An 11961-nucleotide genomic window follows, 5' to 3' on the forward strand; every position below is an offset into this window, starting at 1 on the left:
TACATGGAAATCAAAAGTTTAAAAGAAAGTATGTATTACAAAGTTGTACTAGTTTTGGGCTTATTAGCTTCTATACTATGGGTAACTTTTGTAAATACACAGCCCTTTTCTGATTTTGACTATTATTACAATTTATCAGTCGATATAGCCAATGGACTCCCTTGGGGAGATACTTATACATCTGTAGGATATTGTATAGTATTAGGAGGCATATTTAAGTTGTTTGGGGCTAGCATACTTAAAGCAAAAATATTTAATATATTGCTTACCCTTGTAAGTAATATATGCTTTATTTCTATACTAGATAAATTGGGCATTAAAGAAGGAAAAAAGAAAATAATATTTGCTGTATTTGTATTTATGCCTAATAACATATTTTATAATAGTTTGCTTGCAACAGAAGTGCTGTTTACTACAATTTTACTTTTAATCACTAATATATATTTTGGAAGTGGAAAATTTAAATATTTATGGATAGGTATTTTAACTGGATTAAATACTATGGTAAAGCCTTTTTTTGCAGTATTTTTCTTTGCAATATTTTTAGTAGATTTGCTTAAAGAAAGGAAACTTATGAAATCTATTAAAAATTCTTTTGTGGTTCTTTTAGTCTCTACATTAGTGATTTCTCCTTGGCTTTATAGAAATACAAAGCTTGTGGGACAACTTACTTATGTATCTAATAATGGGGGAATAGTTTTATATATAAACAACAATTCTCAAAATAATGTAGGAAGATGGATGCCAGCAGAAGAAGTAGAAAATTCTATAGTAAAAACAGATGAATACAAGAATGCTAACATGACTCAGAAGAATAAAATGTTAAGCAGTGCAGCAAAGAAGTGGATTAAAGAGCATCCAGTACAATTTGTAGAATTAGGATTTAAAAGATTGTTTAATACATATTTTGTAGGAGATGATATTTCATATAGTACTTATGGAACTGGGATAAGCGAACATACTAAAACAACTATGTTAACTATAACTAATAATATAAGAAAATTAGTATTTGGTTTTGGTATTATATATATGCTAATTTACAGCCTATGTATTTTAAAAAGTATATTTAAGAAACAAACTGAATTGTTGAGTAAATTTGATTTGTATTTAGTTGTATTGTTCTTTATGTTTACTTCGGTTTATTTTGTAACGGAAGGTCAAGGGAGATATGCTTTCCCTGAAATATTTATAATGATATATAGCTTTTATAGCTTCATTAATGCTTTAATAAATGGATATAAGGAGTTGCGAGTATGATAGGTTTGATTTTAATTTCAGTTTTTTTAGGAGCTATTGGACAGGTTTTAGTTAAATATGGAGCAGTTAATTTACAGCTGAATTTTTCTGGTAGTTATTTAATACCTAGTATTTTAGGAATTTTGAAAAATGTACCAGTAATGTGCGGTATTATATCTTATGGAGTAAGTTTTTTATTGTGGATAAAAGTTTTAAGTAAAGTAGAGTTAAGTTATGCATATCCTATGGTTAGTATAGGATATGTACTAATCATGTTTTTTTCTTATTTTATTTTTAAAGAAAATATATCAATAATGAGAATAGCAGGTGTTGTTTTTATTATAATAGGTGTAATATTGGTGTCTAGAAGCTAAAATTACCAATTCGGGGTAATAATGAGTATCTTTAAGTAAATCTGAATATAGTTATTATGCATGAATGAAGTTTCTCAAATTGCAAAAAATAAAATATTTAATTGTAAACATGCCAATATGATGGTATATTATAACTAAACGAAATTTTTAAGTTGCAATTTAGTTAAATATTTAAAATTTACTATATATGGAGGAAGTAAAAATGATACTATCAAAAAAAGCTCAGCAAATTCAACCATCTATTACATTAGCTATAACAGCAAAGGCTAAAAAAATGAAGTCAGAAGGAATTGATGTAATTGGATTTGGAGCTGGAGAACCAGACTTTAATACCCCAGAAAACATACAAAATGCAGCTATCCAAGCTATAAAGCAGGGATTTACAAAGTATACAGCTGCATCTGGAATTACAGAATTAAAGGAAGCTATAGCTAATAAGTTTTATAAGGATAATGGCCTAAAATACAATGCTTCACAGATTATAATTTCTACAGGGGCAAAGCAGTGCTTAGCAAATGCCTTTTCAGCAACATTAAATCCTGGAGATGAGGTTATAATACCAATACCATATTGGGTAAGTTATCCTGAACTGGTAAAATTAGCAGATGGTGTACCTGTATTTGTAGAAACTAGCGAAGCTAATAATTTTAAATATGATATAAAGGATTTAGAAAAAGCAATAACAGATAAAACAAAAATTATACTTGTAAATAGTCCTAATAATCCTACAGGAACTGTTTATACAAAAGAAGAGTTAATAGCCATAGCGCAGTTAGCTAAGAAGCATGATTTAATAATACTATCTGACGAAATATATGAAAAACTTATATATGGAGATGAAAAACATATAAGCATTGGCAGTCTTTCAGAGGATGCTTACAATAGGACTATAACTATAAATGGAGTTTCTAAAACTTATTCTATGACAGGTTGGAGAATTGGATATGCTGCAGCTAATGAAGAAATAATAAAATTGATGTCAAGTCTCCAAAGTCATACTACAGCTAATCCTAATTCAATTGCGCAGTATGCATCTGTAGAAGCTTTAAATAGTGATGAAGTACAAATTGAAAAAATGGTAAAAGAATTTAAGAGCAGAAGAGATTATATGGTAAAAAAGATAAATGAAATAGAAAATTTATCTTGCACTGAACCTAAAGGTGCTTTTTATGTAATGATGAATATATCAAAGACATTTGGTAAAAAGTCTAATGGATGTGAAGTTAAGGATTCATTAACTTTTTCACAAGCACTTTTAGAAAAAGAAAAGGTTGCAGTTATACCAGGTATAGGATTTGGCATGGATAACTATGTAAGATTGTCTTATGCTACATCTATGGATAACATAAAAGCAGGATTAGATAGAATAGAAAAATTCGTAGCTGAATTGCAATAAGAATCATAAATTTAGTTATACTATTATATATAAATAAGTCGACACAAGTAAAATTTATTACAATGTAACCATTTTCATACAAAAATAATTGTTGAAACATCTGCAGAAAATGATATAATTGAATTGAAAAGTTAGTACAATGTAAAATTTTAAAATAGAGGTGAACTAAATGGTATCAAAAGAAGTTATAGTTAAAAGTGCAACTGGTTTACACGCTAGACCAGCTACATTATTAGTAAAGAAAGCGTCTTCTTTTAAATCAGACATAAGTATAGAATTTGACGGAAAAAAAGCTAATGTAAAAAGCTTAATAGGAGTTTTATCTTTAGGAGTTACTAAAAATGCAACTATTAAAATTACTGCATCAGGTGATGATGAAGCATTAGCTGTAGAAGAAGTTACTAAATTAATAGATTCATTAGATGAATAATATTTGATTTTTATAAATAAAAGGCTCTTTTAGAGCCTTTTATTTATTGGCCTAATATTTACAGTCCTTTTCATTCTAAAAAGAATAAGTAATATGTTAAGACCAGATACACCTACTAATATATAGATAAGCCTACCTATTAAATCAGCTGGTTCTCCTAAAAAAAGTCCTATTAAATTAATATTTGATAAACCTATAAGTCCCCAGTTAACAGCACCTAGTATTACTAATACGAGAGAAATTTTGTCTAAAATGCTAAACTTGTACATAAATTCTCATACCCCCAAATCTAATAAACTTAGTATAGTAAATTATATTAATTGCAGTACATAGAATAGAACAATTTATTGAAGTTAAATAATAAAAAATAAAAATACGAACATAATATATATGAAATGAATTAAACATATGTTATAATATGAATTAAAAAGGCACAATTATAAATTATATACGCATTGGAGGTACTTTTATTATGAAACAAAGAGATATATATAACACACCTTTAAATACTAGATATGCATCTAAAGAAATGAGTTATTTATTTTCTGATGAAATGAAATTTAAGACTTGGAGAAAATTATGGGTAGCTCTAGCTGAATGTGAAAAAGAGCTAGGTTTAAACATAAGTGATGAACAAATAAAAGAACTGAAAGAAAATGTAGATAATGTAAATTATGAAGTAGCAGAAAAGAGAGAAAAAGAAGTAAGACATGATGTTATGAGCCATGTATATGCATATGGTGTACAATGTCCTAAAGCTAAGGGAATAATACATTTAGGGGCTACTAGTTGTTATGTAGGAGATAATACCGATTTAATAGTAATGAAAGAAGCTCTTTTTATAATAAAGAAGAAAATCATTAATACTATAAATTCTTTAACTAAATTTGCTTTAGAATATAAAGATTTACCTACTCTTGGATTTACACATCTTCAACCTGCGCAATTAACTACTGTAGGCAAAAGAGCATCACTTTGGATTCAAGATCTTTATTTAGATTTAGAAAACATAGACTTTTTAATAGATCATATGAGATTTAGAGGAGTAAAGGGAACTACAGGTACTCAAGCAAGCTTTATGGAGCTTTTTAATGGAGATGAGGCTAAAGTAAAAACTTTAGACAGAATGGTTACTGAAAAGATGGGATTTAAAAAGGAATTCATGGTAACAGGTCAAACTTACACAAGAAAGTTAGATTCAACAATACTTAATACTCTTTCAGAGGTTGCTCAAAGTGCATATAAATTTAGTAACGATTTAAGAATACTTCAGAATATGAAGGAAATGGAAGAGCCTTTTGAAAAGAATCAGATAGGTTCATCAGCTATGGCGTATAAGAGAAATCCTATGAGATCAGAAAGAATAGGAGCTCTTTCAAGATATATAATAGTTGATTCATTAAACCCAGCAATAACAGCTGCTACTCAATGGTTTGAAAGAACATTGGATGATTCTGCAAATAAGAGAATATCTGTAGCAGAAGCATTCTTAGCATTAGATGGTGTATTAAATCTTTATATGAATGTATCCTCCAACATGGTAGTATATCCAAAAGTTATTGAATCACATGTTAAGAAGGAACTTCCTTTTATGGCAACAGAAAATATAATTATGGAATCTGTAAAAAAAGGTGGAGATAGACAGGAACTTCACGAAAGAATAAGACAGCATTCCATGGAAGCTGCTAAAATGGTAAAGGTTGAAGGAAAGGATAATGATCTTATAGAAAGAATAATAAATGATCCTTTCTTTAATATGACTTCAGAAGAAATATTATCACTAATAGATCCAGTAAAGTTTGTTGGAAGAGCACCAGGACAGGTAGTAGATTTTGTACAAGAACAAATAAAACCTATATTAGAGAAAAATAAAGATTTATTAGGAGAAGAAGCAGAAATAAACGTTTAATTAGAATATTAAAACATTTCATAATTGTAACGAAAAACTAGTATATGTGATAAAATATAATATATACTAGTTTTCTATACAGATATTTATGCATAATATATAGTTATCCTTAATATTTTTATAATAATATCAATATCGCGATACTATAATTATGGGGTGATGGAAGTGAGCACACAAATATATCAAAGTCCAGATTTTAAGGTTTATAAAACTGGTGATGGTTATATAGTTCACAATAGGCATAAAGATTTTAAGTATGGACATACTCATGTGAAAAAATATGATATATGTATGGTTATGATTAAATTAGTGGAAAAGAAACGGATGCCTAAAAGTCACAGTAAATATTTTATAGAAAGCCTTTTGCGGATAAGCAATGATAGAAGGTATATAAAAAAAATAAAACAATATGTTGGATAAAATTTAATGTTAGAAAAGTCTACTTTTGAGTAGGCTTTTTTTATTTATAAATTTAAGAAATACACATCAGAATAGTTTTAGATAATATTTTTCAATAACCCATAAAATGTGATATAAATCACGGAACAAAAAAATATACCATGATATACTTACAATTAATAGGAAAAAATATTCTTTTTTAAAAAGTTTAAGTTAAATAATTAACAATTTTTTGAAATAATTAATGATATAAATATGAATAATACAACCATTAATACTAAATTTGGGAAAGAGGGGTAGTCATGAAAAAAATTCAATCAACATGTAATTATTGCGCCTTAGATTGTAATTTAGACTTTTATGTTGAAGACAATAAAATAGTTAAAGTAATACCAACAAAAGGTTATCCAGTCAACAATGGTTTTTCGTGTATCAAAGGAATTTCATTGGATAAGCAGCAGACAATAGTAAGAGAATCAACATTACCTAGGCTTAGACAAAAAGATGGTTCTTTTAAAAGAATTCCTTGGGATGATGCATATAAACTAGTTGCAGATAAGTTTTTAGAGTTGCAAGAAAAGTATGGAAGAGAGAGTGTTGCAGGTTTAGGTACTGGCCAACTAGCCTTGGAGGAGTTTGCATTATTTGGTCACGTAATGAGAAATTACTTAAAGGCCAATGTGGATGGAAATACTAGACTATGTATGGCAACATCAGTAGTTGCTCATAAGCAGAGTTTTGGATTTGATGCACCACCATATACATTAAAAGATGCAGAACTTTCTGATACAATAATATTAATTGGAGCTAATCCAGTTTTGGCGCATCCTATATTATGGGGAAGAATAAAAGAAAATAAAAATAAAAAATTAATAGTTATAGATCCAAGAAAGTCAGAAACAGCACAGAATGCTGATTATTGGTACGGTATTAAGGGAAAGACAGATTTAATATTACTTTATGCTGTAGCTAATAAGCTCATAGAAAAAGGATACATAGATAATGAATATGTAAAGAATTATACAGAAGGCTTTGAAGATTTTAAGGAATTTGTTAAAGGATATACTTTAGCAAAAGCAGCTGAAGCAACAGGGATTAGTGAAGCCTCCATTTTAGAATTGGTAGAATTAATTCATAAGGGTAAGAGAGTTTCATTTTGGTGGACTATGGGAGTTAACCAAGGATATGAAGCAGTTAGAACTGCTCAAGCTATTATTAATTTGGCTTTAATGACAGGTAATATTGGCAAACCAGGTACTGGAGCTAATTCTATTACAGGTCAGTGTAATGCAATGGGTTCTCGTGCATATAGCAATACTACAATGCTTTACGCTGGTGGAGATTTTGATAATACGGATAGACGTAAACGAGTGGCAGAAGTCCTTGGCGTTAATGAGGATGTACTTGCAGATAAGCCAACACTGCCTTATAACGTTATTATTGAAAAAATAATTTCTGGAGAAATAAAAGCTTTATGGATTGTCTGTACAAATCCTCGTCATTCATGGACTAATAATGAAACTTTTAAAGAAGCAATAAAAAAATTAGAACTTTTTGTTGTACAAGATATCTATGGTGATACGGATAGTTCGAAGGATTGCGATATATATCTTCCAGCTGTTCCTGGTATAAAAAAAGAAGGCACATATATCAATACGGAAAGACGTATTTCTGCTATGCGACCAGTTCTTAAGAAATCAGAAGATGAAAGAAGTGACTATGAAATTATATATGGTATTGGAAAAGCATTAGGCATGGGAAATCTTCTTGATAAATGGAAAACTCCAAGAGATGCATTTAATTTAATGAAGGAGTGCTCAAGAAATATGCCTTGCGATATGACTGGAGTTAGTTATGATGGATTGGTAAATTCAAATGGAATACAATGGCCTTTTAGAGAAGGTGAAGTTCTTACAGATGACCAAAGACGTTTATATGAAGATAATATGTATTATACACCTTCAAAAAAAGCCAAGTTTATATTTGAAGAAGTGCGTGAAAATCCATTAGTAGCTACAAAAGATTTCCCATATACATTGAATACAGGTAGAGGAAGTGTTGGGCAATGGCATACACAAACACGTACAAGAGAAGTTGCATTTGTTGAAGATGTCAGTGTTAAAGATGCATATATCTATATCAATACTAAACTTGCGAAAGAAATTGATATTAAAGAAAATGAAATGATCAAAGTTTCTTCTGTAAATGGAAAGCATTCGAATTTCATGGTTAAGCTTACAGACAATGTTAGATATGATGAGCTTTATGCGCCTTTACATTATTTGGAATGCAATAATCTAACACCATCTTTATATGATTCTTACTCTAAAGAACCTTCATATAAGACTACTCCAATTAATATTTCCAAAATTAAAATGGGAGGAATCTAATTATGAAAAGAATAAAAATTGATAGAAGCAAATGTATAGGATGTTTAACTTGTGTTACTGCTTGTATTGTTAGCCATGAAAGTAGTGATTCAAGAAATCGTGTAACTATAGATAGTAAAACTAAACCTGCACCTATTTTCTGTCGTCATTGTGATAAACCAGAATGTGTTTATACATGTATGACTGGTGCTATGTCTAAAGATAGAGAAACTGGATTGGTTCAATATGATAAAGAACGATGTGCAAGCTGCTATATGTGTATAATGGCATGTCCTTACGGTGTATTGAAAAGTGATCGAATTGAATATAAGGAAATTATGAAATGTAATATGTGTGTTCATCGTACAGAAAATAATGAACCAAAACCTATGTGCGTGGAAAAATGTCCAATGGGTGCAATAACATTAGAAGAAGCATAAGGATTAATAATCCTTACGTGCTAATAAGGAATACGGGAGGGAGTTTTATGAAATATGTTGTTTTAGGTGCTTCGGCATCAGGAGTTAATGGAGCCCGCCAGCTTAGAAATTTAGACAAAGAAGCTGAAATTACATTAATATCAAAGGATGATAAAATTTATTCTAGATGTATACTTCATCATTATATGGAAGGCATTCGTGATGTTAAAAAGCTTGAGTTTGTTGAAGACGATTTTATAAATAAAAATAATATTGAATGGATTAGAGGCAATGAAGCTACTAAAATTGATGTGGATTCAAAGGAAGTTGTGCTTTTAGATGGCAAAATAGTGAAATTTGATAAATTGCTTATAGCAACAGGATCTAACACGTTCTTCCCACCTATACCAAATTTAAGAACTGCACCTAATGCTATTGGATTTCGTAATTTTGATGATTGTGAGAAGGTAATGGAGCTATCAAAAAAGTGTGACAATATAGTAATTATGGGTGCCGGACTTATAGGAATAGATGTTATTTCGGGTTTACTGCATACTGGTAAAAATATTGCTCTTGTTGAAATGAAAGATCATATGCTTTCAATTCAGCTTGATAAAAGAGCGGCTTCAGCTTATGAAAAAGGTTTTGAGAGTAAAGGTGTTAAGCAGTATTATGAAAAAGGAATTAAGGAATTAATTGTTGATGAAGAAGGAAAGATTACAGATATATTGCTAACAAATGGAGAAAAAATTCCTTGTGATTTATTAGTAGTTGCAGCTGGTGTTCGTGCTAATGTTGGATTTTTGGAAGGCTCGGGAATTGAAAAAGATAAGTTTGGACTTATTATTGATGCCTCTGGAAAAACAAATTGTGAGGATATTTATGGTGCAGGAGATGTTACAGGAAGAAATCCTATTTGGCCTACGGCTGTTAAAGAAGGAATTATTGCAGCAAGCAATATGGCAGGAGTAAAAAGTGAAATGACTGATTTTTTTGCCAGCAAATCAACAATGAACTTTTTAGGAATTCCTACAATGTCCCTTGGAATTAATGAGCCTGCAGATGAAACTTATACAGTTGAAATTGAAAGTGATGATAATGGAAATTATAAAAAGGTAATACATAAGGATGGCAGGATTTATGGAGCTATTCTTCAAGGAGATCTATCTTATGCTGGTATTTTGACTCAATTAATCAGAGCTAAAATTGATGTTTCAAAGGTTAAAAAGCCAATATTCAAAATAGATTACTCGGATTTTTTCAATATTAAGGAAAATTTTGAATTTACGTATTAGTTAATTGAGAGTAGTAAATGATCAAAGTTATGTCTTTAGTACACTCCTTGCAAATGTTTTAATTGTCAAATTGGAAAGGAAGTATAAATTGTGCTTAAGATAGAGTTAGAAAAGGCCGTTGAATTAATGATTAGAAGTATAAAAGAAATTGAAAGATTTGAAGAAATTAAGTTAATAGATGCAGGTGGCAGAATAATTTATGAAAATATTTATGCACCTATGGATAATCCCCCATTTGATAGGTCGCCTCTTGATGGATATGCACTTATGGCAGAAGATACAAAGGGAGCAAGTAAAGAAGATATAAGGAAGCTTACAGTTGTAGATTGCATATTTGCAGGTTGATATAGTGAAAAAACACTTAAAAGAGGTCAAGCAGCAAGAATTATGACAGGTGCAAAAATACCTAAAGGTGCAAATTGTGTTATAAGACAAGAAAAGACCAATTATGGTGAAGATGAAGTTGAAATTTATGATGAGCTTAATAAATATGATAATTATTGTTTTACCGGTGAAGATATAAAAAAAGGGGATTTATTAGTAAGAAAAGGTGAAGTAATTACCTATATACATCAAGGAGTTCTTGCTAGTATGGGTGTTTCAAAGGTTAAAGTTAAAATTAAACCAAGAATTGCACTTATTGTTACTGGTGATGAAGTTAGAACTCCAGGACAAACCTTAAAGGAAGGAAAAATTTACGATAGCAATTTACATTTGATATATTCTAGATTAAATGAGTTTGGCTTGCAACCAATTATTTCAGAAATAATTGAGGATAATGGAGAAAAAGTAGGAGAAAAGATACGTGAAATTGTTGATGATGTAGATTTGATAATAACAACAGGTGGTGTTTCAGTAGGACAAAAAGATATTTTACATGATACGATTAAGCTAATAGGTGCTGAAAGGATTTTCTGGAAGGTTAATTTAAAACCAGGAACACCTGTAATGTATTCTTTATATAAAAATAAGCCTATAATATCTTTATCAGGAAATCCTTTTGCAGCTCTTACAAATTTTGAGCTTTTAGTGAGACCAGTTTTATCTAAAATAAGTGGAAATAAAAATTTGCAATATAAACGGGTTTCTGCAATTATGGAGGATGAATTTAATAAGCCAAGTATGATGAGAAGATTTATACGTGCTCATTTTAATAATGGAAAGGTTAGCTTTATTGAAAATAAGCATTCTTCTGGAATGCTTGCGTCAATGCTTGGTTGTAATTGTCTAATAGATGTAAAAAAGGGAACTGGTAAGTTAAAAAAAGGTGAAGAAGTAGAAGTTGTTTTACTTTAAAATCTTTACTATTTATGCATATGAAATAAAATATATTATAATATCTATAATTTGATAAAATTAATATATAGTATTTATTAGAAAATATATAGTAAGGAGTTGTTTGTATTGACAAGTTTCATAAGTCAAGTTTTAAGTAAAATGATATTGTATTTTGATGGTGATGTCAAAAGAATAAATCATGCAATGAAAGTTCATGGTTTTGCCAAAAGTATAGGTGAACTCGAAGAAATTTCAAAAGAAAAGCTTGAAATTTTAGAAGTTGCTGCTATTTTACATGATATTGGAATTAAGGAAAGCGAAAAGAAATATTGTTCATCTGGGGCTAGATATCAGGAAATGGAAGGACCAGATGTAGCTTGTGATATTTTAAAAGAATTTAATTTAAATAAGAACTTTATTGATAGAATTATTTATTTAATAGGTAATCATCATACATATAGTAAAATAGATAGTGTTGACTTTCAAATTCTCGTAGAGGCAGACTTTATTGTAAATATTTTTGAAGATTGTTTAGGAAAAGAACAAGTACAAATAATTAAAGAAAAATATTTTAAAACTAGTAGTGGTATTTCCTTTTTAGAAAGTATGTATATTAAATAAGAAAAGGTAATGATATGTTTTACCCCATTGACATGTCATTACCTTTTTTCTTTATATAGAGTTTTTGGACATAATTGATAGTTTCACCATTTAAGAAAAAAATTGTTTTAAAAATCTAATAGAAAATCATAAAGCGTGATATAAATCACGGAACAAAAAAATGTATAGTGATATACTTAGCGTAAAAATAAATGGAATTCCTTTATAAAATGAAGTTAAATAATTAACAATTTTT

The 11961-nt window shown here is 29.4% G+C and carries 12 protein-coding genes and 1 pseudogene; 12 read left to right on the plus strand and 1 reads right to left on the minus strand.

What is annotated here, in order from left to right:
- Positions 1-3: 3 nt before the first annotated feature.
- The 4 genes from Ccar_RS00985 (at position 4) to Ccar_RS01000 (ending at position 3436) form a co-directional block, all read left to right on the plus strand.
- Entirely contained in the window at positions 4-1257 is a 1254-nt protein-coding gene (locus Ccar_RS00985) for a glycosyltransferase family 39 protein (RefSeq protein WP_007060054.1), read from the plus strand.
- Positions 1254-1610 (plus strand): SMR family transporter, encoded by a 357-nt coding sequence (locus Ccar_RS00990; RefSeq protein WP_048029812.1) that lies wholly within the window; start codon positions 1254-1256, stop codon positions 1608-1610. The genes Ccar_RS00985 and Ccar_RS00990 overlap by 4 nt, the downstream gene beginning before the upstream one ends.
- Before the next feature lie 202 nt (positions 1611-1812).
- Positions 1813-3006, plus strand: coding sequence for a pyridoxal phosphate-dependent aminotransferase (locus Ccar_RS00995; protein ID WP_007060052.1), 1194 nt, complete (start codon positions 1813-1815; stop codon positions 3004-3006).
- Between the two features lie 169 nt (positions 3007-3175).
- Positions 3176-3436 carry an HPr family phosphocarrier protein gene (locus tag Ccar_RS01000; RefSeq protein WP_007060051.1) on the plus strand — a complete coding sequence of 87 codons (261 nt, stop codon included), beginning with the start codon at positions 3176-3178 and terminating at the stop codon, positions 3434-3436.
- A 29-nt stretch (positions 3437-3465) separates the two neighbouring features.
- Here Ccar_RS01000 and Ccar_RS01005 read toward each other — a convergent pair whose 3' ends face one another.
- Positions 3466-3705: a DUF378 domain-containing protein gene (locus Ccar_RS01005; protein ID WP_007060050.1), complete on the minus strand. Its 240-nt coding sequence runs from the start codon at positions 3703-3705 to the stop codon at positions 3466-3468.
- A gap of 203 nt (positions 3706-3908) precedes the next feature.
- Between Ccar_RS01005 and purB the strand changes: the two genes are divergently transcribed.
- From purB to Ccar_RS01045, 8 genes and pseudogenes are all read left to right on the plus strand, one after another.
- Entirely contained in the window at positions 3909-5345 is a 1437-nt protein-coding gene (gene purB / locus Ccar_RS01010; RefSeq protein WP_007060049.1) for an adenylosuccinate lyase, read from the plus strand.
- A 159-nt stretch (positions 5346-5504) separates the two neighbouring features.
- Positions 5505-5765, plus strand: coding sequence for a hypothetical protein (locus Ccar_RS01015; RefSeq protein WP_007060048.1), 261 nt, complete (start codon positions 5505-5507; stop codon positions 5763-5765).
- A gap of 281 nt (positions 5766-6046) precedes the next feature.
- Positions 6047-8134, plus strand: a complete 2088-nt coding sequence (locus Ccar_RS01020; RefSeq protein WP_007064150.1) for a molybdopterin oxidoreductase family protein — start codon at positions 6047-6049, stop codon at positions 8132-8134.
- 2 nt (positions 8135-8136) lie between these two features.
- Positions 8137-8553 (plus strand): 4Fe-4S dicluster domain-containing protein, encoded by a 417-nt coding sequence (locus Ccar_RS01025; protein ID WP_007064151.1) that lies wholly within the window; start codon positions 8137-8139, stop codon positions 8551-8553.
- Between the two features lie 47 nt (positions 8554-8600).
- Complete coding sequence (locus Ccar_RS01030) at positions 8601-9827, plus strand: NAD(P)/FAD-dependent oxidoreductase (RefSeq protein WP_007064152.1); 1227 nt, start codon at positions 8601-8603, stop codon at positions 9825-9827.
- 126 nt (positions 9828-9953) lie between these two features.
- Positions 9954-10814 (plus strand): annotated as a pseudogene (locus Ccar_RS27275) (molybdopterin molybdotransferase MoeA); the annotation flags it as partial.
- A 138-nt stretch (positions 10815-10952) separates the two neighbouring features.
- Complete coding sequence (locus Ccar_RS27280) at positions 10953-11123, plus strand: hypothetical protein (protein WP_242655143.1); 171 nt, start codon at positions 10953-10955, stop codon at positions 11121-11123.
- Between the two features lie 108 nt (positions 11124-11231).
- Positions 11232-11726, plus strand: coding sequence for an HD domain-containing protein (locus tag Ccar_RS01045; RefSeq protein WP_007064155.1), 495 nt, complete (start codon positions 11232-11234; stop codon positions 11724-11726).
- Positions 11727-11961: the final 235 nt, after the last annotated feature.

The organism is Clostridium carboxidivorans P7 (assembly GCF_001038625.1).
GTDB lineage: Bacteria > Bacillota > Clostridia > Clostridiales > Clostridiaceae > Clostridium_AM > Clostridium_AM carboxidivorans.